This is a genomic window from Streptomyces sp. JLBT605, assembly GCF_058215555.1.
This window is the reverse complement of record NZ_CM177087.1, coordinates 1,646,475-1,671,718: the sequence shown is the minus strand read 5'-3', so window position 1 is coordinate 1,671,718 and position 25,244 is coordinate 1,646,475. Positions and strand designations below refer to the sequence as shown.

The following is a 25,244-nucleotide window of genomic DNA, read 5'->3' as shown; positions in this document are numbered from 1 at the left end:
TCTTTCACCCGTTCGGGTGAGTGGTGTTGGGCCGGGACTCTACGCCATGGCCGCCGGGGCCGATGTGTCCCGGGGACAATCAGCCGGTTAGCGTTCCCATATGAACGAGAACGTCCGCCTCACCGCCTGGGTCCGGGGCCGGGTGCAAGGCGTGGGCTTCCGCTGGTTCACCCGGGCCAACGCGCTGCGCATCGGCGGCCTCGTCGGCTTCGTGTCGAACCTCGCCGACGGGCGGGTGCAGGTCGTGGCGGAGGGGCCGCGCGCGGAATGCGAACAGCTGCTCGACTGGCTGCAGTGCGGCGACACGCCCGGCCGCGTGGACGGCGTCACGGAAATCTGGGACACCGCGCGCGGCGGATACGACACCTTCGAGGCCCGCTGAACGGACCCGCCCCCGGGCGCCCCCGGCCCCTCTTCCAGGGGTGCCGCAGGCAGCCGCGCGGGGGAGGAATGGGCAGGTGGTTGCCAATCGGGCCGCGCCGTGGAAGGCTGCCTTTCAAGGATGATCTCTCCACCCCTCCGGGGCCTGCGGAGGGGCCGCTTCCGCCGAATATGCGGGAGCCTGCCCCCGGGCTCGGCGGACGATACGGGGTGTGATCGTGTTGACCGTCAAACTTTTTGGTGAGACGCTGGAAGCCCCGCGCACCTTAATTGTTTGGCATTGAGCACCGCAATGATGACAGACATCGCGGGTGCGAATCCCTCACGACCCACACCGCTTAGGTCGGTCACTCAGTGTGGAGGACCATCCATCATGGCAAAGGCGCTACTCGGCTACGTCGGCGGCTCCGACCCCCGAGTCCTCGCCGAGATGCGACGGCTTCAGCAGCGCGTCCAGGACCTTGAATCCGAGCTTATCCGGATCCAGGCCGAGAACGACGCGCTTTCGGCTGCCGCACACCGGAGCGACTCGCTGCTCGACGGCATCGACGTACCCAAGGCGGAGCCTGCGCTCGCCTGACCAAAGCCTTCGGGCAGGTCAGGCTGAAACGTCAGCCGCTTGAGAATCTGCAAGGGACGCCCCGGCGTCCCTTCGTCGTATCTCCCCCCGCTCCCCGAGTGTCCCGGGATTCCCACGGACACCCGGCCCCGACGCTGCTCCAGCGGCACCCCTGGCGTTCCTTACCGACCTTTGTGCCCCTCGCCCTCCTGGGCGAAACCGAAAAGGTGACGGAATCGGGAGGGCCCGGACCAGGGAGTAGAGTCCGACGGCGTGCACCTCAAGAGCCTGACCCTCAGAGGCTTCAAGTCCTTCGCCTCCGCCACGACGCTGCGCTTCGAACCGGGCATCACCTGCGTCGTCGGCCCCAATGGCTCGGGCAAGTCCAATGTCGTGGACGCCCTTTCCTGGGTCATGGGCGAGCAGGGTGCCAAGTCGCTGCGCGGCGGCAAGATGGAGGACGTCATCTTCGCCGGGACCACCGGCCGCCCTCCGCTGGGCCGCGCCGAGGTCTCCCTCACCATCGACAACTCCGACGGCGCGCTGCCCATCGAATACGCCGAAGTCACCATCACGCGGATCATGTTCCGCAACGGCGGCAGCGAATACCAGATCAACGGCGACACCTGCCGTCTGCTGGACATCCAGGAACTCCTCTCCGACTCCGGCATCGGCCGCGAGATGCACGTCATCGTCGGCCAGGGCCAGCTCGACTCCGTACTCCACGCCGACCCGATGGGCCGCCGCGCCTTCATCGAAGAGGCCGCCGGAGTCCTCAAACACCGCAAGCGCAAGGAGAAGGCGCTGCGCAAGCTGGACGCCATGCAGGCCAACCTGGCCCGCGTCCAGGACCTCACCGACGAGCTGCGCCGCCAGCTCAAGCCGCTGGGCCGGCAGGCCGCGGTGGCCCGCCGCGCCGCCGTCATCCAGGCCGACCTGCGCGACGCCCGGCTGCGGCTGCTCGCCGACGACCTGGTGACCCTGCGCGAGGCGCTGCGCGCCGAGATCGCCGACGAGGCCGCGCTGAAGGAGCGCAAGGAGGCGGCCGAGGCGCGGCTGCGCACCGCCCAGCAGCGGGAGACCGCCCTGGAGGAGCAGGTGCGGCAGCTCACCCCCCGGCTCCAGCAGGCCCAGCAGACCTGGTACGAGCTGTCCCAGCTCGCCGAGCGGGTCCGCGGCACCATCAGCCTGGCCGACGCCCGGGTCAAGAGCGCCACCTCGGCGCCCACCGAGGAGCGGCGCGGACGCGACCCGGAGGACATGGAGCGGGAGGCGGCCCGCATCCGCGAGCAGGAGGCCGAGCTGGAAGCCGCGCTGGAGGCGGCGAGCCGGGCCCTGGAGGACACCGCCGCGCACCGCGCCGAACTGGAGCGTGAACTGGCGGAGGAGGAGCGCCGGCTCAAGGACGCCGCCCGGGCCATCGCCGACCGCCGCGAGGGCCTCGCCCGGCTGCACGGCCAGGTGAACGCGGCCCGCGGACGCGCCGCCTCCGCCCAGGCCGAGATCGACCGGCTGGCCGCCGCCCGCGACGAGGCGCGGCAGCGGGCGGTCACCGCCGAGGAGGAGTACGAGCACCTGCGGGCCGAGGTCGACGGACTCGACGCGGGCGACCTGGAACTGGCCGGCAGCCACGAGACCGCGAAACAGGAGCTCGCCGAGGCCGAGGCCCTGCTCAGCGCGGCCCGCGAGGCCGCCACCGCCGCCGAGCGCGAGCGCGCCGCGACCGCCGCCCGGCACGACGCCCTCGCCCTGGGACTGCGCAGAAAGGACGGCACCGGGGCGCTGCTGGCCGCCGCCGACCGGCTCACCGGGCTGCTCGGCCCGGCCGCGGAACTCCTCACCGTCGCCCCCGGCCACGAGATCCCGGTCGCCGCCGCCCTGGGCGCCGCCGCCGACGCGCTCGCCGTCACCGACCCGGCCACGGCCGCCGAAGCGCTGCGCCTGCTGCGCAAGCAGGACGCGGGCCGCGCCACCCTGCTGCTGGGCGGCCCACCGGACCCGTCGGCCCCTTCCTCGGGCGAGCCCGGGGCGGCCGGCGCGGACCGCTTCGCCGGCGGACCCGCCCCTTCCGTGCCCGGCCAGGGGCCCGGACCGGACGTCCCAGGGGACGGGCCTGTGCCGGGAGTGCCGGGGCAGGGGCCCAGGCCGGAGGCTCTGGCGCACGGTTCCGGCCCGGACGTTCCTGCGCAGGGCCTCTCTCTTGGTTCCGGAGCGCGCCCCGGCGCCCCCCAGCCCGGAGCGTGCCCCGGCGGCCCGGAGCCGGGATCGGGGCGTGGCCCGGACGGTTCGGGCCAGGCCGCGGCCTCGGGCGGGACGTCCACGCGGCTCGGCGCGGAGCCGGCCGGACCCGCCGCGGCAGACGGATCCACTGGCCACGGCGCGCCGTCCTCGGCCGCCCCCGGTACGCACCAGGCCGCTCCGGCACAGGTTGGGCCGTACGCCGCCGAGGCAACCGGGGAGGAGGCGGCCGGCGTCGACGGCGCCCTGCGCGCGGCGGAGCTGGTGCGCGGGCCCGCCGGCCTGGTGGCCGCGGTGCGGCGGCTGCTCCGCGACGTCGTGGTCGTTCCCACCCTGGAGGACGCCGAGGACCTGGTCGCCGCGCACCCGCGTCTGACGGCCGTCACCGCCGAGGGCGACCTGCTCGGCACGCACCTGGCGCAGGGCGGCTCCGCCGGGGCGCCCAGCCTGCTGGAGGTCCAGGCCGCGGTCGACGAGGCCGCCGCCGAGCTGGCCGAGCTGGACGTGCGGTGCGAGGAGCTGGCCGAGCGGCAGCGCGCGGCGGGGGAGCGGCGCACCGCCGCCGCCGCGCTCGTCGAGGAACTGGCCGCCCGGCGCAGCGCCGCCGACCGGGAGAAGTCGCAGGTCGCGCAGGCTCTGGGCCGCCTCGCCGGTGCGGCCCGGGCAGCCGCCGGGGAAGCGGAGCGGACGACCGCGGCCGCCGCCCGGGCCGAGGAGGCGCTTTTCCGCGCCCAGGAGGAGGCCGAGGTGCTCGCCGAACGGCTCGCCGTGGCCGAGGAGGTGGCCGCCGACGCCGACGACGAGCCCGACACCTCGGTGCGCGACCGGCTGGCGGCCGACGGCGCCAACGCCCGGCAGACCGAGATGGAGGCGCGGCTCCAGGTGCGGACGCACGAGGAGCGCGTCAAGGGGCTCGCGGGGCGCGCCGACGCGCTGGACCGCGCCGCGCGCGCGGAGCGCGAGGCGCGGGCGCGGGCCGAGCAGCGGCGCGCCCGGCTGCGGCACGAGGCGCAGGTGGCGGCCGCGGTCGCGTCCGGCGCCCGGCAGCTGCTCGCCCACGTCGAGGTGTCGCTGCTCCGGGCGGAGGCGGAACGCGACGCGGCCGAGCGAGCCAAGGCCGCCCGCGAACAGGAGCTCGTCGCCGAGCGCAACCAGGGGCGCGAGCTCAAGTCCGAGCTCGACAAGCTGACGGACTCGGTCCACCGTGGTGAGGTGCTGGGCGCCGAGAAGCGGCTGCGGATCGAGCAACTGGAGACCAAGGCGCTGGAGGAGCTGGGCGTCGAGCCGGCCGGGCTGGTCGCCGAGTACGGCCCCGACCAGCTCGTACCCGCCTCCCCGCCGGCCGAGGGCGAGGAGCTGCCGGAGGACCCGCACCATCCGCGCAACCAGCCGGTGGTGTTCGTACGCGCCCAGCAGGAGAAGCGGCTCAAGGCCGCGGAGCGCGCCTACCAGCAGCTGGGGAAGGTCAACCCGCTGGCGCTGGAGGAGTTCGCGGCGCTGGAGGAGCGGCACAAGTTCCTCACCGAGCAGCTGGAGGACCTCAAGAAGACCCGGGCCGACCTGCTCCAGGTGGTCAAGGAGGTCGACGAGCGGGTCGAGCAGGTCTTCACCGAGGCGTACCGGGACACCGCCCGGGAGTTCGAGGGGGTCTTCTCCCGGCTGTTCCCGGGTGGCGAGGGCCGCCTGGTGCTCACCGACCCGGAGAACATGCTCACCACCGGGGTCGATGTGGAGGCCCGTCCACCGGGCAAGAAGGTCAAGCGGCTGTCGCTGCTGTCGGGCGGGGAGCGGTCGCTGACCGCGGTGGCGCTGCTGGTGTCGATCTTCAAGGCGCGGCCCAGCCCCTTCTATGTGATGGACGAGGTCGAGGCGGCGCTCGACGACACCAACCTCCAGCGGCTGATCCGCATCATGGAGGAGCTCCAGGAGAGCTCGCAGCTGATCGTGATCACCCACCAGAAGCGGACCATGGAGGTCGCGGACGCGCTCTACGGCGTCTCCATGCAGGGCGACGGCGTCTCCAAGGTGATCAGCCAGCGACTGCGCTGAGCTCCGCCGCCTCTCCCTGGTTCCCTGCGCCCTTCACTTCTTGAAGTCGATGCTCGGCAAGCCCGATAGTCAGCTGCCCAGACTTCTTAGTCACAAGCTATTGACTTCGAAACTTGAAGGCATAGGGTCTGCAACGTTGCTTTTACCTTCAAGGTTCGGCGACGTTATCGAGTCAGGGAGTTCACGTTGACCACCACCACCGCGACGGCGAAGGAACCCGGAGGCCGCAAGGCCCAACCGGAGCACCTCGGCCACGTCATCTTCATCACCGCCGCCGCCGCGATGGGCGGTTTCCTCTTCGGATACGACAGCTCCGTGATCAACGGCGCCGTCGAGGCGATCCGAGGCCGCTATGACATCGGCTCCGCGGCCCTCGCCCAGGTCGTCGCCATCGCCCTGATCGGCTCCGCGGTCGGCGCGGCCACCGCCGGCCGGCTCGCCGACCGGATCGGCCGCATCCGGGTCATGCAGATCGCCGCGGTGCTCTTCACCATCAGCGCCGTCGGCTCGATGCTGCCCTTCTCGCTGTGGGACCTGGCCATGTGGCGGGTGCTCGGCGGCATCGGCATCGGCATGGCCTCGGTGATCGGCCCGGCCTACATCGCCGAGGTCGCCCCGGCCGCGTACCGCGGTCGCCTCGCTTCCTTCCAGCAGGCCGCGATCGTCATCGGCATCGCCATCTCCCAGCTCGTCAACTGGGGCATCCTCAACCTCGCCGACGGCGAACAGCGCGGTGAGATCGCCGGTCTCGAAGCCTGGCAGTGGATGCTCGGCGTGATGGTCGTGCCCGCCGCGCTCTACGGACTGCTGTCCTTCGCCATCCCCGAGTCGCCCCGCTTCCTGATCTCGGTCGGCAAGATCGACAAGGCCAAGACCGTGCTCGCCGAGGTCGAGGGCAAGGACGTCGATCTCGACGCCCGGGTCGCCGAGATCGAGCAGGCCATGCACAGCGAGGAGAAGTCCACCTTCAAGGACCTGCTCGGCGGCCGCTTCGGACTGCTGCCGATCGTCTGGATCGGCATCGGCCTGTCGGTCTTCCAGCAGCTCGTCGGCATCAACGTGGCCTTCTACTACTCCTCGACGCTGTGGCAGTCGGTGGGCGTCGACCCGAGCAGCTCCTTCTTCTACTCGTTCACCACCTCGATCGTGAACATCGTCGGCACCGTGATCGCGATGATCTTCGTCGACCGGATCGGCCGCAAGCCGCTCGCGCTCATCGGCTCCGTCGGCATGGCGCTCTCCCTCGCCCTGGTGGCCTGGGCGTTCTCGGCGAAGACCGGCTCGGGCGACACCGTCGTGCTGCCGGACACCGAGGGCACCGTCGCCCTGATCGCGGCCCATGCCTTCGTGCTCTTCTTCGCCCTCTCCTGGGGCGTGGTGGTCTGGGTGCTGCTCGGCGAGATGTTCCCCAACAAGATCCGCGCCGCCGCGCTGGGCGTCGCCGCCTCCGCGCAGTGGATCGCCAACTGGGCCATCACCGCCAGCTTCCCCAGCCTCTCCGAGTGGAACCTGTCGGCGACCTACATCATGTACACCGTCTTCGCCGCGCTCTCGGTCCCGTTCATCCTCAAGTGGGTGCCGGAGACCAAGGGCAAGGCGTTGGAGGAGATGGGCTAACCCCCCGCCAGTCCACTCTCCACACGCAGCTGCCCCGGCTCACACGAGCCGGGGCAGCGGTGTTTTCCGAACGGCGCGGACGATGCTCGGATCAGCCGGCGGAGGCCATCTCGCGCTCGGACTCGGCCGGGCTCCCCTCACCGGAACCCTCGCGCGGGGCGGGCAGCACCGCGAAGAGCACCGCGGCGACCAGGATCGTCACCGCCCAGCCCAGACCGTTGCGGCCGATCCAGCTGTCGGCCAGCGGGGCGGTGAACCACTCGACCTTGGTGAAGCACAGACCCACGGCCAGCGCCGCCACCCATGCCGTCATCGCCTGCCAGCAGAAGCCGCCGGAGTACCAGTAGCGGCTGCCCCGGCCGGTGTCGGTCAGCGCCTCCTCGTCATAGCGCACCGCACGCCGGCGGCGGCGCGCCATGTCGACGGAGAAGACACCGATCCACGCCGAGAAGGAGACGGCGAGCAGGGTCAGGAAGGCGATGAAGGAAGACAGGAAGCTCTTGGCGACGAGCATCAGCACCAGGCCGCCGACCAGGGAGATGACGGCGTTGATGCTGACCGCCAGCGCGCGCGGCAGCTTCACACCCATCGTCTGCGCGGTGAAACCGGCCGAGTACATCGACAGGCTGTTGATCAGCAGCATGCCGACCAGCGCCGTGATCAGGTAAGGGACCGCCAGCCAGATCGGCAGCACGTCGCCGAGGAAGGAGACCGGGTCCGGAGCCGAGGCCAGGTCCGGCCGGGAGGCCGCCATCACCGCGCCCATCAGCACCATCGGCACGACCACGATCGCGGCGCCGGAGACCGTGGTGCCCACGATGGCGCGGCTGCTGGTGTGGCGGGGGAGGTAGCGGGTGAAGTCCGGACCGGAGGGGACCCAGCTGATGCCGCCGGCCGCGATGGTGCCGATGCCCGCGATCAGCAGCGAGGTGCTGCCCGAGGGGCGGGAGAAGACCTCGTCCCAGTGGACGGTGGCGATCAGGTAGCCGAGCACGGCCACGCTGAACGCGCCGAAGAGGTAGGTCGACCAGGTGTTGCAGACCGCCAGCACCTTCCGGCCCATGCCGCTTACCAGGAAGGTGCAGGCGACGAAGGCGAAGAGGGTGACGACGATCAGCGGGGTGCTGCTCTCGATGCCGAACAGCAGCTTCAGCACGGTCAGGATCGCGTACGCGCCGGTGACCGCGTTGATCGTCTCCCAGCCGAACCGGGCTATCCAAAGGATCATGCCGGGGAAGTAGTTGCCGCGGACGCCGAAGGTCGCGCGGGAGAGCATCAGCCCGGGCGCCCCGCCCCACTTGCCGGCGAGCGAGACCAGTCCGACCATGCCGTACGAGACGGCGGAGGCGCAGACACCGACGAGCAGCACCTGCCACAGGCTCAGCCCGTTGAACACCACCAGGCCCGCGCCCATGGTCAGCAGCAGCACACTGATGTTGGCGGCGACCCAGGTCGGGAAGAGCTCCCGCGCTCTGCCGTGCCGCTCGTTGTCGGGTACCGGTTCGATGCCTCGGGTCTCGATGGCGCCTTCGCCGTCGGCGGCGGCGGGAGCGGGGGAGTGGTCCATGGGGAGGAGCTCCGTGCGGGGAGGGTCGGGCACCTGACCGTGGACAGACGGGGGCCCGACCGGAGTACAGGGGAACGCGCAGGACTCTACGCGCGTCACAGCGTCGCATGCCATCGTGGCTTGCTCCAACTTTGAGCCATTGGAGGCTTTGGTCCTCATCACCAAACACGGGGCAGCGATTCCGCATACGTGGCTGATACTGAGAGGGTTATGGAATTCGTCATCCTTGCTGTAGCCATCGCTGTGATCGCGCTCGCCGCGATCAGCGGGCTCGTCGTCAGCAGCCGCAAGAAGAAGCAGCTGCCGCCGGCCCCGCCGAGCAGCCCGTCCGTCACCGCGCCGCCCGCCGAGCCGCACGTCGGCGAGGAGGCCGAAACCCCCGTACTGGAGAAGCCGCGCCGGACCATCGAAGAGGTGGGCCTGCCGGCGACCGAGGCCCCGCCCGCCCCGGAGGCCGAGGCGGCGCCCGAAGCCCCGCCCGCCGAGCCCGAGGCGCCGGCGATCGAGGTGCCCGAGCCGACGGCCGGCCGGCTGGTCCGGCTGCGCGCCCGGCTCTCCCGCTCCCAGAACTCGCTGGGCAAGGGCCTGCTCACGCTGCTCTCCCGCGAGCACCTCGACGAGGAGACCTGGGAGGAGGTGGAGGACACCCTGCTCACCGCCGACGTCGGTGTGGCGCCCACCCAGGAGCTGGTCGAGCGGCTGCGCGAGCGGGTCAAGGTCCTGGGCACCCGCACCCCGGACGAGCTGCGCGGCCTGCTGCGCGAGGAGCTGCTGCACCTGATCGGCACCGAGGCCGACCGCAGCGTGCACACCGAGCCAGGGGTGGGCACCAACGGCGAGGAGAAGCCGGGCGTCGTCATGGTCGTCGGGGTCAACGGCACCGGCAAGACCACCACCACCGGAAAGCTGGCCCGCGTCCTGGTCGCCGACGGCAAGTCCGTGGTGCTGGGCGCGGCGGACACCTTCCGCGCCGCCGCCACCGACCAGCTCCAGACCTGGGGCGAGCGCGTGGGCGCCCGTACCGTCCGGGGCCCCGAGGGCGGCGACCCCGCCTCCGTCGCCTTCGACGCGGTGAAGGAAGGTATCGCCGAGAGCGCGGACGTCGTCCTCATCGACACCGCCGGCCGACTGCACACCAAGACCGGCCTGATGGACGAGCTGGGCAAGGTCAAGCGGGTCGTGGAGAAGCACGGCGCGGTCGACGAGGTGCTGCTCGTCCTGGACGCCACCACCGGCCAGAACGGCCTGGTCCAGGCCCGGGTCTTCGCGGAGGTCGTGGACATCACCGGCATCGTGCTCACCAAGCTCGACGGCACCGCCAAGGGCGGCATCGTGGTCGCCGTCCAGCGCGAGCTGGGCGTCCCGGTGAAGCTGGTGGGCCTCGGCGAGGGCGCGGACGACCTGGCGCCCTTCGAGCCGGAGGCGTTCGTCGACGCCCTCATCGGCAACGGCGCCTGATCAACCCCCGGCCACGGCTGGGATGTGCTCCACACCACGGTGCGGCCCCCCTCATGCCAGGGGGGCCGCACCGTCGTCTGATCGGCCGGTCAGTTGCACAGCGGCCCGAAGCCGCGGCAGACATAGGCCAGCGTGCCCAGCAGCAACCGGGCCTCCGGCGGGCACGCCGCGGTGTCCAGGGACGGAGGACGCAGCCAGCGCACCGGACCGAGACCACCGAGGTCGGAGGGCGGGGCGGTGAGATGATCGCCGGGGCCCAGGCAGCGCAGATCGAGGTCGGCGCCGTCCCAGCCCATCCGGTACAGCAGGGCGGGCAACTCGGCCGCCGCGCCGGGCGCCACGAAGAACTGCGTGACGCCGTGCGGCGTCGCGGTCACCGGGCCCAGGGGCAGACCCATCCGCTCCAGCCGCACCAGCGCCCGGCGGCCGACCCGCTCGGGCACCTCCAGCACGTCGAAGCAGCGGCCCACCGGCAGCAGCACGGCCGCGCCCGGCACCTCGGACCAGGCAGCCACCGCGTCGTCGAGGGTGGCGCCGGCCGGCACCGGGGCCGCGAACGCCAGCGGATGCGCCCCCGGCGCGGGACACCGCACGTCACCGCATGAGCATTCGTTTCTGCGGGAACCGGGCGCCCGAGCGGCACGCGCGCCGGGCACCACATCCCAGCCCCACAGCCCGGTGTACTCCGCCACTGTCGTGCAGTCGGACGCGCGGCCGCGGCGCCGCGTACCGGACCGCTTGTCCCGGATGCCGCCGATCGTGAAGCCCATGCCTCCTCCAACGGGTCGCTTCCTCGATGGTTACGACCCGAAAGTCCCGGCCCCGCGCGCGGGTCGCCGCCGGTCGCGGGCGGCGCGGCGGAGCACGACGGGTGGTGCGCCGCGCCGCGTGCGCCGCAAGCTTTTCCCCCGAATCCGCCCGGGGTTTCCCGGCCGCCGCACCCACTCCAGGACCCACTCCAGGTCGTCCTGGGTCAAGTGAATCGTGCGAACCGGGACAGCAGTTCCTTCGAAGGGGTGGCGAAAGGTGGCGTTTCCCGGAAGCGCCTCGCGAGCACAGTGATCACGAGGTTACTTTCAGTGCACGAAGATGGGGTGCCGCCCTCGGTCGGTGGGTATGCCGGAGGCAACGATTCTGCGATGCGCCCGCTCGCCGACTGGCTCAAAAGCAGCTGGACGGACAGCAACTGGCCGCAGTGGCAGGCATTCTGATGGGGATTCAGGCTAGAGATTTCGCGGGATGGGGGCCTCCAGTGGGCGGCAACGGCGGAAGTGCTGACAAGCGCCCCAATGCGCAGTTGGGATCGTGGTTCATGCGCAGCGGCTGGTCGAAGGGCGAGCTGGCGCGCCAAGTGAACCGCCGGGCACGGCAGTTGGGTGCCCACCACGTCAGTACCGACACTTCGCGGGTGCGTCGCTGGCTCGACGGCGAGCAGCCGCGCGAGCCGATTCCCCGCATCCTCTCCGAGCTGTTCTCGGAGCGCTTCGGCTGCGTGGTCGGCATCGAGGACCTCGGGCTCCGCCCGGCACACCAGGCGCCCTCGGTCTCCGGGGTCGACCTTCCCTGGGCCGGACCGCAGACGGTCTCGCTGCTCAGCGAGTTCTCCCGCAGCGACCTGATGCTCGCCCGCCGGGGCTTCCTGGGCACCTCGCTCGCGCTCGCCGCCGGGCCCGCTCTGGTCGAGTCGATGCAGCGCTGGCTGGCGCCCGCGCCCTCCGGCCCGGCGCTGCCGCAGCAGTCGGCCGCGGACCGCTCCCGGCGCCCCACCCGGCTCTCCGGCCCCGAGCTGGAGCTGCTGGAGGCCACCGCGGTGATGTTCCGGCAGTGGGACGCCCAGTGCGGCGGCGGGCTGCGTCGCAAGGCGGTTGTCGGCCAACTGCACGAGGTGACCGACCTGCTCCAGGAGTCGCATCCCGCGCACACCTCCAAGCGGCTGTTCACCATCGCCGCCGAGCTCGCCGAGCTGGCCGGCTGGATGAGCTACGACATCGGGATGCAGCCCACCGCCCAGAAGTACTTCGTCCTCGCCCTGCACGCGGCCAAGGAGGCCGGGGACCGCCCCCTGGGCTCGTACATCCTCTCCAGCATGAGCCGCCAGATGATCCACCTGGGCCGGCCGGACGACGCGCTGGAGCTGATCCACCTCGCCCAGTACGGCAGCCGGGAGAGCGCCACCTCGCGGACCCAGGCGATGCTGTATGCGATGGAGGCCCGCGCCTACGCCAATATCGGCCAGCCCACCAAGTGCCACCGGGCGGTGCGGATGGCCGAGGACGCGTTCAGCGACTGCGGCAAGGGAGACGGCGACCCGGACTGGATCCGCTTCTTCTCCGAGGCCGAGCTGAACGCCGAGAACGCCCACTCCTACCGTGATCTCGCCTATGTCGCCGGGCGCAGCCCCACCTACGCCAACCTCGCCACCCCCTTCATGCAGCGGGCCGTCGAGCTGTTCGGCGAGGAGGCGGACCAGGAGGGCGGTCACCAGCGCAGTTACGCGCTCAACCTCATCGGCATGGCCACCGTGCACCTGCTCCAGCGCGAGCCCGAGCAGGGCGTGGTCCTCGCCGAGCAGGCGCTGCCCTTCGCCAGGAAGGTCCGTTCCGAGCGGGTGAACAACCGGCTGCGCAAGACCGTGGACACCGCGGTACGCGACTTCGGCGACGTGCCCGCCGTGATCCAGCTCAGCGAGCGCCTCGCCGAGCAGATGCCGGACTCCGCCGAGGCCCGGACCGCGGTCTGAGGCCCGGCCACGGTCTGAGACCCGACTCCCGGTCTGAGACCCGGCCGCGGTCCAAGACCCGCCTCCTCTGAGGCCGGGCCCCGGCTGAGGCCCGGCCCGGGCTGAGACCGGGACCCGGCTGAGACCGGGCACCACCCGGCCGGATCCGTCCTGCCGGACCGACATGCCGACCTGAGCCGGCCGCGCCGCGCCGCGGCCGGCTTCGGCATGGTTGCGGCACGGTAACGGACGGGAGATGGCTTGATCTTGCGGTTCATCCGCCCGTAACACCCGCTTCCGGTTCGTCACTGCGGCGAAACACCGAGCGGCATCGACGGAAACCCCCCTGCGTCAATGTCTTGGCGAAAACCGGCCCACCCCCCGTCCTCGCCCGCACGGGCCGTCGCTTTCGAGGAGACGTCGACATTGAATGGCGCAGATACCGCATTCGTACTGATCAGTGCCGCGCTCGTGATGCTGATGACACCCGGCCTGGCCTTCTTCTACGGCGGCATGGTGCGGGTGAAGAGCGCCCTCAACATGCTCATGATGTCCTTCATCAGCCTGGGCATCGTCAGCGTCGTCTGGGTGGCCTACGGCTACTCGCTCACCTTCGGTGACGACATCGGCGGCGGGCTGCTGGGCAACTTCGACCACATCGGCTTCAAGGGCATCGACCCCGAGACGCTGACCGGTGGCAAGGAAGGCATCCCCGTCCTCGCCTTCGCCCTCTTCCAGCTGATGTTCGCGATCATCACCCCCGCCCTGATGAGCGGCGCCCTCGCGGACCGCGTCAAGTTCAGCGCCTGGGCGCTGTTCATCACCCTGTGGGTCAGCGTCGTCTACTTCCCGGTCGCGCACTGGGTGTGGCAGGCCGACGGCTGGCTCTTCAAGCTCGAAGTGATCGACTTCGCCGGCGGAACCGCCGTCCACATCAACGCCGGCATCGGCGCGCTCGCCGCCGTCCTGGTCGTCGGCAAGCGGATCGGCTTCAAGAAGGACCCGATGCGGCCGCACAGCCTGCCGCTGGTGATGCTCGGCGCCGCCCTGCTGTGGTTCGGCTGGTTCGGCTTCAACGCCGGCTCCGCACTCGCCGCCAACGGCGTCGCCGCCAACATGGCCTTCAACACCCAGGTCGCCACCGGCGCCGCCATGCTCGGCTGGCTCGGCTACGAGCGCCTGCGGCACGGCGCCTTCACCACCCTGGGCGCCGCCTCCGGCGCGGTGGCCGGCCTGGTCGCCATCACCCCCGCCGGTGCCGCGGTCAACGCCGGCGGCGCCATCGCCATCGGCCTGATCGCCGGCGTCGTCTGCTCCTGGGCCGTCAGCCTCAAGTACAAGCTGGGCTACGACGACTCCCTCGACGTGGTCGGCGTCCACCTCGTCGGCGGTGTCCTCGGCACCCTGCTGGTCGGCCTCCTCGCCACCGACGGCGTCGGCGGCCTGAAGCAGTTCGGCAAGCAGGCCGTCGGAGCCTTCTCGGTGATGGCCTTCTCCTTCGTCGTCTCCTGGATCCTCGCCAAGTTCGTGGACGCCACCATCGGCTTCCGGGCCACCGAGGACGACGAGATCAGCGGCGTGGACCAGGCGTTCCACGCCGAGACCGCCTACGACTTCAGCGCGGTCGGCGGCGCCGCGGCCGGGCGTAGCGTGGCCCCCGCCCCCAAGGACCAGATCCCCGCGGCCGCGCCGCGCAGCAAGAAGGTGGACGCATGAAGCTCATCACCGCGGTCGTGAAGCCGCACCGGCTCGACGAGATCAAGGAAGCCCTCCAGGCGTTCGGCGTCCAGGGCCTGACCGTCACCGAGGCCAGCGGATACGGCCGGCAGCGCGGCCACACCGAGGTCTACCGGGGCGCGGAGTACACCGTCGACCTGGTGCCCAAGGTCCGCATCGAGGTGCTGGCCGAGGACGACGACGCCCACGACCTCATCGAGGTCCTGGTCAAGGCGGCCCGCACCGGCAAGATCGGCGACGGCAAGGTGTGGAGCGTCCCCGTGGAGACCGCGGTCCGGGTCCGGACCGGCGAGCGCGGCCCGGACGCCCTCTAGGGAGGACCTCCAAGCCGCCCCCGCGGATCGAGCCGGCGGACCGGACCGGGCGCACCAACCGCCCGGTCCGCCCGGTCCTCCCGGCCAACCGGTCCCCGAGCGACCCGGACAAGATCAGGGAGAACCCGAGTTGACGGAAAGTGTCACCACGACCCAGACGCCCGACTCGGAGCCCGGCGGCTACCCGGCGGCCCGGCTGCGCCTCCTCCAGGAGGATCCGCGGTCCGGGCCGCCGCGCCGTGCCGAGCTCGCCCGCCTCACCGACCGCTGGCTCACCCGGCTGCTCGGCGACGCCCCCGGAGTCGCCCTGGTCGCCGTCGGCGGCTACGGCCGCGGCGAACTGTCCCCGCGCAGCGACCTCGACGTCCTGCTGCTGCACGACGGGTCGGCCGACCCGACCGCGCTGGCCGCCCTCGCCGATCGCGTCTGGTACCCGGTATGGGACCTCGGCCTCGCCCTCGACCACTCCGTACGCACCCCGGAACAGGCCCGGAAGACCGCCGCCGAGGACCTCAAGGCCCACCTCGGACTCCTCGACGCCCGGCACATCGCCGGCGACGCGGACCTCACCGCGAGCCTGCGCACCACCATCCTCGCCGACTGGCGCGCCCACGCCCCCCGCCGCCTCCCCGAGCTGCGCGAACTGTGCCAGGAACGCGCCCAGCGCCACGGCGAACTCCCCTTCCTGCTGGAACCGGACCTCAAGGAGGCACGCGGCGGACTGCGCGACGCCACCGCACTGCGCGCCGTCGCCGCCTCCTGGCTGGCCGACGCACCCCGCGAGGGGCTCGAAGAGGCACGCGGACGGCTGCTCGACACCCGCGACGCCCTCCACCTGACCACCGGCCGGGCCACCGACCGGCTCGCCCTCCAGGAACAGGACCAGGTCGCGGCCGGACTCGGCCTGCTGGACGCCGACACCCTGCTCCGCCAGATCTACGAGGCCGCCCGCACCGTCGCCTACGCCAGCGACGTCACCTGGCGCGAGGTCGGCCGGGTGCTGCGCGCCCGCACCACCCGCCCCCGCCTCCGCGGCCTGCTGGGATCCGCCACCCCCAAGGCCGGCCGGCGCGGCGGGCAGCCGGGCGCGGACCCGGCCGGGGAGCGCAGCCCGCTCGCCGAGGGCGTGGTGGAACACGACGGCGAGGTGGTGCCCGCCCGCACCGCCCGCCCCGAGCGCGACCCGGTCCTGGCGCTGCGCGCCGCCGCGGCCGCCGCCCAGGCCGGGCTGCCGCTGTCACGGCACGCGGTCCGGCAGTTCAGCCAGGCCGCCGAGGTGCGCCCGCTCCCCGTCCCCTGGCCACCGGAAGCCAGGGAAGCGCTGGTGACGCTGCTCGGCGCCGGCGAATCCACCGTCGAGGTGTGGGAGGCGCTGGAGGCCGAGGGGCTCATCACCCGGCTGCTGCCCGACTGGGAGCGGGTCCGCTGCCGCCCGCAGCGCAATCCGGTCCACCGCTGGACCGTCGACCGGCACCTGGTGGAGACCGCGGTACGGGCCAGCGCGCTCAGCCGCCGGGTCAGCCGCCCCGACCTGCTGCTGGTCGCCGCCCTGCTGCACGACATCGGCAAGGGCTGGCCCGGCGACCACTCGGTGGTCGGCGAGACCATCGCCCGCGACGTGGCCGCCCGGATCGGCTTCGACCGCGCCGACGTGGCCGTCCTGGCCACCCTCGTACGGCACCACCTGCTGCTCATCGAGACAGCCACCCGCCGCGACCTGGACGACCCGGCCACCGTGCGCTCGGTGGCCGACGCCGTCGGCGGCGCCGGCACCCTGGAACTGCTGCACGCCCTCACCGAAGCCGACGCACTCGCCACCGGCCCCGCGGCCTGGAGCGCCTGGCGCGGCTCGCTCGTCGCCGACCTCGTCCGGCGCGTCGCCGCCCAGCTCGCCGGGGAACCGCACACCGAGCGCACCGCCACCCGGCAGCCGACGGCCGAACAGGAACGGCTGGCCATCGAGGCATGGCGCACCGGCGGCCCGGTCCTCGCGCTGCGCGCCCGCCCCGAGCCCCGCCCCGAGGCCGACCACCCCGGCGACCCGGGCGACCGGGCGGACGACGGCCCCGAACCGATCGGCGTCGAACTGCTCATCGCCGTCCCCGACCAGCCCGGCGTGCTCGCCGCCGCGGCCGGGGTGCTCGCCCTCCACCGGCTGACCGTGCGCGCCGCCGACCTGCACGCCGTCGAACTCCCCGGCGAGCTCACCACCCCCGGCGCCGGGGTGCTGCTGCTCGACTGGCGGGTCGCCGCCGAGTACGGCTCGCTCCCGCAGGCCGCCCGGCTCCGCAAGGACCTGCTACGCGCCCTGGACGGCACGCTCGACATCGCGGCCCGGCTCGCCGAGCGCGAGGCGGCATACGCGAAGTACCCGCGCCGCCGCGTGCACGCCCCGCCACCGAGGGTGACGGTCGCCCAGGGCGGCTCCCAGCTCGCCACCGTCATCGAGGTGCGCGCCCAGGACGCCCCGGGCCTGCTGCACCGGATCGGCCGCGCCCTGGAGACCGCGGGCGTCATGGTGCGCAGCGCGCACGTCAGCACGCTGGGCGCGAACGCGGTGGACACGGTCTACGTCACGTGGGTGGACGGCTCGCTGCTGACGGAGGCGGAGGCGGCAGCCGTGGCGAAGACGGTGGAGGACGCCTTGCGGTGAGGGCGTGACCCGCGGTGTTGGCGTCGCGTTGAGCAGGGCGTGGTCCCCGCGCAGGCGGGGGTGATCCGAGGATGTCGTCTGGGGAGATGGCCTCGCGGATATGAGTCCCCGCCGTCGCGGGGTTTTCCGTCCCCGCCCGCCGCTTCCCGGCGGGCAGGGACGCATTGCTTGCGCGTCCGGATACCCTGGATGGCGATTGTCTCCGCCCCCGACCCTGAGGACCGACGAGCGCCGTGTTCGACACTCTCTCCGACCGCTTGGCGAATACCTTCAAGACCCTGCGGGGCAAAGGAAGGCTCTCCGAGGCGGACATCGACGCCACGGCTCGCGAGATCCGCATCGCCCTGCTGGAGGCGGACGTCGCGCTGCCCGTCGTCCGGGCCTTCATCAAGCAGGTCAAGGAAAGGTCGCTGGGCGCCGAGGTCTCGCAGGCGCTGAATCCCGCGCAGCAGGTGATCAAGGTCGTCAACGAGGAGCTGATCGGCATCCTCGGTGGCGAGACCCGCCGCCTGCGGTTCGCCAAGCAGCCGCCGACCGTGATCATGCTCGCCGGTCTCCAGGGCGCCGGTAAGACCACCCTGGCCGGAAAGCTGGCCCGCTGGCTCAAGGGCCAGGGCCACAGCCCGCTGCTGGTCGCCTGTGACCTCCAGCGCCCCAACGCCGTCAACCAGCTCTCCGTCGTCGCCGAGCGCGCCGGGGTGGCCGTCTTCGCGCCCGAGCCGGGCAACGGCGTGGGCGACCCGGTGCAGGTCGCCAAGGACTCCATCGAGTTCGCCAAGACCAAGGTCCACGACATCGTCATCGTCGACACCGCGGGCCGCCTCGGTATCGACGCCGAGATGATGCAGCAGGCCGCGGACATCCGGGACGCGGTGCAGCCGCAGGAAGTCCTGTTCGTCGTCGACGCGATGATCGGTCAGGACGCGGTCAACACCGCCGAGGCCTTCCGCGACGGCGTCGGCTTCGACGGTGTGGTGCTCTCCAAGCTCGACGGTGACGCCCGCGGTGGTGCCGCGCTGTCCATCGCGCACATCACCGGCAAGCAGATCATGTTCGCCTCCAACGGCGAGAAGCTGGACGACTTCGACGCGTTCCACCCGGACCGCATGGCGTCCCGCATCCTCGGCATGGGCGACATGCTCAGCCTCATCGAGAAGGCCGAGCAGACCTTCAGCCAGGCCGAGGCCGAGAAGATGGCGGCCAAGCTGGCGAAGGGCCCGAAGGAGTTCACCCTCGACGACTTCCTGGCCCAGATGGAGCAGGTCCGGAAGATGGGCTCGATCTCCAAGCTGCTCGGCATGCTGCCCGGCATGGGGCAGATCAAGGAGCAGATCAACAACCTCGACGAGCGGGACGTGGACCGCACCGCCGCGATCATCAAGTCGATGACCCCGGCCGAGCGCCAGGACCCCACCATCATCAACGGCTCCCGCCGCGCCCGTATCGCCAAGGGCTCCGGCGTGGACGTCAGCGCGGTGAAGAACCTCGTCGAGCGCTTCTTCGACGCCCGCAAGATGATGTCCCGGATGGCCCAGGGCGGCGGCATGCCGGGCATGCCGGGGATGCCGGGCATGGGCGGCGGCCCCGGCCGGCAGAAGAAGAAGCAGAAGCAGGCCAAGGGCAAGCAGCGCTCGGGTAACCCGATGAAGCGGAAGGCCGAGGAGCAGGCCGCCGCGGAGCGGAAGGCGGCGGGCGCCGACGGCCAGCCGGGCGGAGCCTTCGGGCTGCCCGGCGCGGGCCAGGACGCCGGCTCCTTCGAACTGCCCAAGGAGTTCCGGGACATGCTGCCGCCCAAGTAAGCGGCGATCACAAGCGGTGAAGCGGGCGGCGTGCGCGAGCACGCCGCCCGCGCGCGTATCCGAAGCGGCGCGGCCGGGAGCGTCCGGCGGCTCACACCCGGGCTATGACGTACGGGCTATGACATAGCGGAAGACGTTCGGCATCCACACCGTCCCGTCCGGGCGCCGGTGCGGGTACACCGCCTCGGTGACCTCCTTGCGCACCTGGGCCGGGTCGGTGGCCCGCTCCGCCGCGTCGAACAGCCCGGTGGACAGCAGCCCGCGCACCGCGCTCGCCACATCGGCGTATCCGAACGGGCAGGCCACCCGGCCGGACCCGTCCGGCCGCAGTCCGGCCCGCTGCGCCAGGATCTCCAGATCGTCCCGCCCCCACAGCCCCTGGGGCATGGGAGGCACCCCCGGCGACGGCTGCCCGTGCCCGGGGGAGTACGCCGGGTCCGCCAACCGCGCCGCCACCCGCAGCACCGTCGATGTGGTGCACCGCTCGGGCGGTCCCCAGCCCGCGAGCACCACCGCGCTGCCGGGCGCGGCGAGCGCGACCGCCTCGCCCAGCGCCTCCACCGCCGTCGCGGTGCCGGACATCACCGCCAGGTCGAACGCCGTCACCAGAGTGAAGGGCGCGCTGTCCGGCGCCCGCACTCCGGCGGGCGGACCGGCCGCCAGGCGCACAGAAGCAGACCCGGGCTGCTCTCTGTCACTCCATGCACCGTGTGCGCCCCCCGCTCCGCGCTCTGCGCGCGCACCACCGGGCGGTGCGCCCCCGGGCGCCCCCGTCGGCCTGCCGCGCGCCAGCCGCTCCCGGGCCAGTGCCAGGCGCCGGTCGTCCGGGTCCGTGCCTGCCACCGTGGCGCCCCGGGCGGCGGCCATCAGCAGGGCGAGCCCGGATCCGCAGCCCAGGCCGAGCAGGCGGGTGCCGGGACCGACGTCGAGCCGCTGGTAGACCGCCTCGTACAGCGGCACCAGCATCCGTTCCTGGATCTCCGCCCAGTCGACGGCGCGGGCCCGCAGCTCCTGGGTCCGTGCCCGGTCGTCGGCGCGGACGTGCGGAAACGCCGTGTCCGCCAGGGTGTGGGGTGCGTCCGCCCCGGCGTGCTGATCCATCGCGTCCCCCGCGTCCGCCGCGCCGCGGGGACCTGCCGGCGACGACCGGGGAAGGGGTTCGCTGGTCGTCAAGGAGAGACGGTACGGGTCGTCCCGCTGGACGAGCGTGGGTGTCATTGATTGCGCCCCAATCCGCCGAGTTCCGTGCCGAGTTCACTTCCTTCCCCCGTGCGGCGCCCTCGCCGAGGGGCCCGTAAGCAAGAGAACTGCGCATCCGCCCGCGCGTCCAGGGGTCCGGCCGGTGTCTGCTTCGCTCCGGCCCGATTCACGTTTCCGTGCGCCGCCGCCGTACGATCGTCGCCATGGCAAAGGCTCCCGTTCTCACCCCCCAGGCGGAGGATTTTCCGCGCTGGTACCAGGATCTGATCAACAAGGCCGAGCTGGCCGACAACGGCCCGGTGCGCGGCACGATGGTCATCCGGCCGTACGGCTACGGGCTGTGGGAGCGCATGCAGCAGGAGATGGACGCGCGGATCAAGGCGGCGGGCGCGGCCAACGCGTACTTCCCGCTCTTCATCCCGCAGTCCTACCTGACCAGGGAGGCCGAGCACGTCGAGGGCTTCGCGCCTGAGCTGGCGGTGGTCACCCACGGCGGCGGCAAGGAGCTGGAGGAGCCGGTCGTCGTCCGGCCGACCTCCGAGACCATCATCAACGAGTACTTCTCCAAGTGGGTGCAGAGCTACCGCGACCTGCCCCTGCTGATCAACCAGTGGGCCAACGTGGTCCGCTGGGAGATGCGCCCGCGGGTCTTCCTGCGCACCAGCGAATTCCTCTGGCAGGAGGGCCACACCGCGCACGCCAGCTACGAGGACGCGCGTGACTACGCCGCCCGCATCCACCGCGACGTCTACGCCGACTTCATGGTCAACGTGCTGGGCATCGACGTGGTCCTGGGCCGCAAGACGGCCAAGGAGCGCTTCGCCGGGGCGATCAACACGCTCACCCTCGAAGGCATGATGGGCGACGGCAAGGCGCTGCAGTTGGGCACCAGCCACGAGCTGGGCCAGAACTTCGCCAAGGCGTTCAACACCGCCTACCTCTCCAAGGACGGCAAGCAGGAGCTGGTCTGGCAGACCTCCTGGGGTGTCTCCACCCGGATGGTCGGCGGCCTGATCATGTCCCACGGCGACGACAGCGGCCTGCGGGTCCCGCCCCGGCTGGCCCATGTGCAGGTCGTCGTGCTCGCCATCAAGGGCGACGACGCGGTGATCGCCAAGGTCCGCGAGATCGGCGACGTGCTGCGGGCCGCGGGCATCCGGGTCCAGGTGGACGACCGCACCGACACCCCCTTCGGCCGTCGCGCGGTCGACTGGGAGCTCAAGGGCGTTCCGGTCCGGATCGAGGTGGGCCCGCGCGATCTGGAGGGTGGCACCGCGATGGTCGCCCGCCGGATCCCCGGCGGCAAGGAGCCGGTGCGCATCGAGGCGCTGGCCGAGCTGCTGCCGAAGATGCTCGAGGACGACCAGGCGCTGCTGCTCCAGCAGTCGCGTGAGCGCCGCGAGGCGAAGACCGTGGAGGCGCGGACCATCGGCGAGGCGGCCGAGGCCGCGGTCGCCGGCGGCTGGGCGCGCATTCCGTGGGCCGACCTCGGCCCGGAGGGCGAGGCCAAGCTCGCCGAGCAGGCCGTCTCGGTCCGCTGCCTGGTGGCTGCGGACGGGTCGGTTCCGGATGCTGACGACGCCCCCGGTAACGTCGCGATCGTCGCGCGCGCCTACTGAGCCCCAAGGCACCGGTACGTACCGTCTTGACGGGGGCTGGGGGCTCTCATCCGCAGATCTGCGGACCCGCCCTCGTCAGGACACATCGGCGCCCATCGGCGGGAACTGACTGGTAAGTGCAAATTATTAAGATGGCCCGGAATCGGAACACTGGGCGTACCTGAGTCGTTGTCACGACGTGAGCACGACACCACCTGTTCTCGCCGCGGAGCTGGCGCAGGCGTGGGCCGACATTCAACGGCACCACTCCGAGCTGCCGGATCTCGCCGCGCCCGAATCCCTCATCGGTGAGTCCTCGTCCGCCTGCGGATCGGAGCTCTCCTTCGAAAGGCTGCTGCACGAAGCGGTGCACGGCATTGCCGCCGCCCGGGGTATCCGGGACACCTCTCGTGCCGGCCGCTACCACAATCGCCGGTTCCTGGCGATCGCCGAGGAGCTGGGGCTGGACCACGCGGAGGAGCCGCATCCCAGCAGTGGGTTCTCCCTGGTCACCCTCAGCGCCGAGGCGAGACGGCGGTACCGGCCGACGATCGACCGGCTGCAGCGCGCGCTCAAGGCGCACACCGCCGCCACCACCGCCGACACCTCGCGCACCTTCCGTGGCCCGGCCGCCCGGCACGGCTCGTCGGGGGGCGGAGTGCGGGTGAAGGCGGTCTGTGACTGCGGCCGCAATGTGCGCGTCGTGCCGTCGGTGCTGGCGCAGGCGCCGATCATGTGCGGCGGTTGCGGCAAGCCGTTCCGTATCCCGGAGGCGGCCGCCGTCGCCTGAGACGGTGATCGCCGCCCGGTCCGGCCCGTCACCCGGCGGGCCGCTGGTCCGGCCCGTCACCCGGCGGGCCCACGGCCCGGTCCGGCCTGCCGTCATGCGGTGCCGGTCGTCCGCTCCGGGCTGCCGCGCGGAGCTCCCGGCGGCCCCGGTGACACCGGCGTTCTTCGACGCTGAGGGCCGCCGCCCGGCGAGTGATCGGCGTGCGGCGGCGCTGCCGTGGTGTGGCACAATGGTCAGCTGTACTCGACAGCCGACCAGGACCCCTCTCTCCTCCGGCTGACGCGTCCATCGGGCACTCGGGTACCGCAACCCCACGTGGCAACCCGCCCGTGCCCCACCACGTCAAGACCAGGAGACACCACTCCCGTGGCAGTCAAGATCAAGCTGAAGCGTCTGGGCAAGATCCGTTCGCCTCACTACCGCATCGTCGTCGCCGACTCCCGCACCCGCCGTGACGGCCGGGCCATCGAGGAGATCGGCCTGTACCACCCGGTGCAGAACCCCTCGCGCATCGAGGTCGACTCGGAGCGCGCGCAGTACTGGCTGGGTGTCGGCGCGCAGCCGACCGAGCCGGTTCTCGCCATCCTGAAGCTCACCGGTGACTGGCAGAAGTTCAAGGGTCTGCCGGCCCCGGCGCCGCTGCTGGTCGCCGAGCCCAAGGCCGACAAGCGCGCCCTCTTCGAGGCCGCGGCCAAGGACGCCGGCGACGAGCCGAAGGGTGAGGCCATCACCCAGAAGGCTAAGAAGTCGGAGAAGAAGGCGGACGAGGCGGCCGAGGCTGCCGAGTCCACCGAGTCGACCGAGGCCTGAGCATGCTCGAGGAGGCCCTCGAGCACCTGGTCAAGGGCATCGTCGACAACCCCGACGACGTGCAGGTCGCCTCGCGCAACCTGCGGCGCGGGCAGGTTCTCGAGGTCCGGGTGCACCCCGATGACCTCGGCAAGGTGATCGGCCGCAACGGCCGCACCGCGCGTGCCCTGCGCACCGTCGTGGGCGCTATCGGCGGCCGTGGCATCCGCGTCGACCTCGTCGACGTCGACCAGGTCCGCTGAGCAGCGAGAAGATAGAGCACCGGCACGGGCCGGGGAGGGCTTGGGCCCTCCCCGGCCCGTGTGCGTGAAAGGACTGAGGAGACAGTGCAGCTGGTAGTCGCGCGGATCGGCCGCGCCCATGGCATCAAGGGCGAGGTCACGGTCGAGGTCCGGACCGACGAGCCGGAGCTGCGGCTCGGGCCCGGCGCCGTGCTCGCCACCGACCCCGCCTCGGCCGGGCCGCTGACCATCGAGGCCGGCCGGGTGCACAGCGGCCGGCTGCTCCTGCGCTTTGAGGGCGTGAAGGACCGCAACGCCGCCGAGGCGCTGCGGAACGTCCTGCTGATTGCGGAGGTCGACCCCGAGGAGACCCCCGAGGACCCCGAGGAGTTCTACGACCACCAGCTGGTCGACCTGGACGTGGTCACCGTGGGCGGCACCGAGATCGGCCGGATCGCCGAGATCGCCCACCTGCCGTACCAGGACCTGCTGGTCGTCAGGCGGCCCGACGGCCGGGATGTCATGATCCCGTTCGTCAGCGAGATGGTCCCGGAGATCGACCTGGAGGCCCAGCGCGCGGTCGTCGACCCGCCGCCGGGCCTGCTGGACGACAGCGATGCGGAGATCGCCGGCAGCCGGGCCACCGACCCCGCCACGGCCGAGGAAACCGGCAGCGGGGGCGAGTCCTGATGCGGCTGGACGTCGTCACGATCTTCCCCGAGTACCTGGAGCCGCTGAACGTCTCCCTGGTCGGCAAGGCGCGGGCCCGCGGCCGGCTGGACGTACGCGTCCACGACCTGCGGCAGTGGACCCACGACCGGCACAACACGGTGGACGACACGCCCTACGGCGGCGGCCCCGGCATGGTCATGAAGCCCGAGCCGTGGGGCGAGGCGCTGGACGACATCATCGCCTCGGGCACCGGCGAGGAGCTGCCGGTGCTCGTCGTGCCCACCCCCAGCGGCCGGCCCTTCACCCAGGAGCTGGCCGTCGAGCTGTCGGCGAAGCCCTGGCTGGTCTTCACCCCCGCCCGGTACGAGGGCATCGACCGGCGCGTCATCGAGGACTACGCCGAGCGCCTCGACGTCCGCGAGGTCTCCATCGGCGACTACGTGCTGGCGGGCGGAGAGGCCGCGGTGCTGGTGATCACCGAGGCGGTCGCCCGGCTGCTCCCCGGCGTCCTGGGCAACGCCGAATCGCACCGGGACGACTCCTTCGCGCCCGGCGCCATGGCCGACCTGCTGGAGGGCCCGGTCTACACCAAGCCCCCCGAGTGGCGCGGCCGCTCCATCCCCGAGGTGCTGGTCAGCGGCCACCACGGCAAGATCGCCCGCTGGCGGCGCGACGAGGCGTTCCGCCGCACCACCCGCCACCGGCCCGACCTGATCGAACGCTGCGACCCAGCCGCGCTCGACAAGCACGACCGGAAGATCCTGGCGGAACTGGGCTGGCAGGAGCTCCCCGACGGCCGATTTGGGCGGCCGGGCGAGGCCGTGGAAGAATAGACCGCTGCCATCCGTCCGGCGCGCGCCCC

At 72.2% G+C, this 25,244-nt stretch carries 19 protein-coding genes; 16 read left to right on the top strand and 3 right to left on the bottom strand.

Annotation, left to right across the window (positions count from 1 at the left end; genetic code table 11):
* Nucleotides 1–100: 100 nt before the first annotated feature.
* The 4 genes from AC4BDD_RS07515 to AC4BDD_RS07500 all read left to right on the top strand — a co-directional run bounded on the left by AC4BDD_RS07515 (nucleotide 101) and on the right by AC4BDD_RS07500 (nucleotide 6,844).
* Nucleotides 101–382 carry an acylphosphatase gene (locus tag AC4BDD_RS07515; RefSeq protein ID WP_490690189.1) on the top strand — a complete coding sequence of 94 codons (282 nt, stop codon included), beginning with the start codon at nucleotides 101–103 and terminating at the stop codon, nucleotides 380–382.
* A 372-nt stretch (nucleotides 383–754) separates the two neighbouring features.
* Nucleotides 755–961, top strand: a complete 207-nt coding sequence (locus AC4BDD_RS07510) for a hypothetical protein (protein WP_490690188.1) — start codon at nucleotides 755–757, stop codon at nucleotides 959–961.
* A 252-nt stretch (nucleotides 962–1,213) separates the two neighbouring features.
* Nucleotides 1,214–5,227: an AAA family ATPase gene (locus AC4BDD_RS07505; RefSeq protein WP_490690187.1), complete on the top strand. Its 4,014-nt coding sequence runs from the start codon at nucleotides 1,214–1,216 to the stop codon at nucleotides 5,225–5,227.
* A 186-nt stretch (nucleotides 5,228–5,413) separates the two neighbouring features.
* Nucleotides 5,414–6,844 (top strand): sugar porter family MFS transporter, encoded by a 1,431-nt coding sequence (locus tag AC4BDD_RS07500; protein ID WP_490690186.1) that lies wholly within the window; start codon nucleotides 5,414–5,416, stop codon nucleotides 6,842–6,844.
* A gap of 91 nt (nucleotides 6,845–6,935) precedes the next feature.
* Here AC4BDD_RS07500 and AC4BDD_RS07495 read toward each other — a convergent pair whose 3' ends face one another.
* Nucleotides 6,936–8,411 (bottom strand): purine-cytosine permease family protein, encoded by a 1,476-nt coding sequence (locus tag AC4BDD_RS07495; protein WP_490690185.1) that lies wholly within the window; start codon nucleotides 8,409–8,411, stop codon nucleotides 6,936–6,938.
* Nucleotides 8,412–8,621: 210 nt separating this feature from the next.
* On the opposite strand from AC4BDD_RS07495, the gene ftsY reads away from it, so the two are divergent.
* Entirely contained in the window at nucleotides 8,622–9,869 is a 1,248-nt protein-coding gene (gene ftsY / locus AC4BDD_RS07490) for a signal recognition particle-docking protein FtsY (RefSeq protein WP_490690184.1), read from the top strand.
* 89 nt (nucleotides 9,870–9,958) lie between these two features.
* Here ftsY and AC4BDD_RS07485 read toward each other — a convergent pair whose 3' ends face one another.
* Nucleotides 9,959–10,639 carry a bifunctional DNA primase/polymerase gene (locus AC4BDD_RS07485; protein WP_490690183.1) on the bottom strand — a complete coding sequence of 227 codons (681 nt, stop codon included), beginning with the start codon at nucleotides 10,637–10,639 and terminating at the stop codon, nucleotides 9,959–9,961.
* A gap of 542 nt (nucleotides 10,640–11,181) precedes the next feature.
* On the opposite strand from AC4BDD_RS07485, the gene nsdA reads away from it, so the two are divergent.
* The 5 genes from nsdA to ffh all read left to right on the top strand — a co-directional run bounded on the left by nsdA (nucleotide 11,182) and on the right by ffh (nucleotide 19,091).
* A complete protein-coding gene (gene nsdA / locus AC4BDD_RS07480) occupies nucleotides 11,182–12,609 on the top strand; it encodes a transcriptional repressor NsdA (RefSeq protein ID WP_490690182.1) in 1,428 nt (475 codons plus the stop codon).
* 405 nt (nucleotides 12,610–13,014) lie between these two features.
* Nucleotides 13,015–14,304, top strand: coding sequence for an ammonium transporter (locus tag AC4BDD_RS07475; protein ID WP_490690181.1), 1,290 nt, complete (start codon nucleotides 13,015–13,017; stop codon nucleotides 14,302–14,304).
* Nucleotides 14,301–14,639 carry a P-II family nitrogen regulator gene (locus AC4BDD_RS07470; protein WP_490690180.1) on the top strand — a complete coding sequence of 113 codons (339 nt, stop codon included), beginning with the start codon at nucleotides 14,301–14,303 and terminating at the stop codon, nucleotides 14,637–14,639. The genes AC4BDD_RS07475 and AC4BDD_RS07470 overlap by 4 nt, the downstream gene beginning before the upstream one ends.
* 130 nt (nucleotides 14,640–14,769) lie before the next feature.
* Nucleotides 14,770–17,292 carry a [protein-PII] uridylyltransferase gene (locus AC4BDD_RS07465; protein ID WP_490690179.1) on the top strand — a complete coding sequence of 841 codons (2,523 nt, stop codon included), beginning with the start codon at nucleotides 14,770–14,772 and terminating at the stop codon, nucleotides 17,290–17,292.
* A 233-nt stretch (nucleotides 17,293–17,525) separates the two neighbouring features.
* Nucleotides 17,526–19,091, top strand: coding sequence for a signal recognition particle protein (ffh, locus tag AC4BDD_RS07460; protein WP_490690178.1), 1,566 nt, complete (start codon nucleotides 17,526–17,528; stop codon nucleotides 19,089–19,091).
* 102 nt (nucleotides 19,092–19,193) lie between these two features.
* Here ffh and AC4BDD_RS07455 read toward each other — a convergent pair whose 3' ends face one another.
* Nucleotides 19,194–20,057, bottom strand: coding sequence for an SAM-dependent methyltransferase (locus AC4BDD_RS07455; RefSeq protein WP_490691700.1), 864 nt, complete (start codon nucleotides 20,055–20,057; stop codon nucleotides 19,194–19,196).
* A gap of 437 nt (nucleotides 20,058–20,494) precedes the next feature.
* Between AC4BDD_RS07455 and proS the strand changes: the two genes are divergently transcribed.
* From proS to trmD, 6 genes are all read left to right on the top strand, one after another.
* Nucleotides 20,495–21,910 carry a proline--tRNA ligase gene (gene proS, locus AC4BDD_RS07450; RefSeq protein ID WP_490690177.1) on the top strand — a complete coding sequence of 472 codons (1,416 nt, stop codon included), beginning with the start codon at nucleotides 20,495–20,497 and terminating at the stop codon, nucleotides 21,908–21,910.
* Between the two features lie 178 nt (nucleotides 21,911–22,088).
* Nucleotides 22,089–22,679 carry a hypothetical protein gene (locus AC4BDD_RS07445; protein WP_490690176.1) on the top strand — a complete coding sequence of 197 codons (591 nt, stop codon included), beginning with the start codon at nucleotides 22,089–22,091 and terminating at the stop codon, nucleotides 22,677–22,679.
* A gap of 366 nt (nucleotides 22,680–23,045) precedes the next feature.
* Nucleotides 23,046–23,489, top strand: coding sequence for a 30S ribosomal protein S16 (gene rpsP, locus AC4BDD_RS07440; protein ID WP_490690175.1), 444 nt, complete (start codon nucleotides 23,046–23,048; stop codon nucleotides 23,487–23,489).
* A gap of 2 nt (nucleotides 23,490–23,491) precedes the next feature.
* Nucleotides 23,492–23,731, top strand: a complete 240-nt coding sequence (locus tag AC4BDD_RS07435; RefSeq protein WP_007266827.1) for an RNA-binding protein — start codon at nucleotides 23,492–23,494, stop codon at nucleotides 23,729–23,731.
* An 84-nt stretch (nucleotides 23,732–23,815) separates the two neighbouring features.
* Nucleotides 23,816–24,400, top strand: coding sequence for a ribosome maturation factor RimM (gene rimM, locus AC4BDD_RS07430; protein WP_490690174.1), 585 nt, complete (start codon nucleotides 23,816–23,818; stop codon nucleotides 24,398–24,400).
* Complete coding sequence (gene trmD / locus AC4BDD_RS07425) at nucleotides 24,400–25,215, top strand: tRNA (guanosine(37)-N1)-methyltransferase TrmD (protein ID WP_490690173.1); 816 nt, start codon at nucleotides 24,400–24,402, stop codon at nucleotides 25,213–25,215. The genes rimM and trmD overlap by 1 nt, the downstream gene beginning before the upstream one ends.
* The last annotated feature ends 29 nt before the right edge of the window (nucleotides 25,216–25,244 follow it).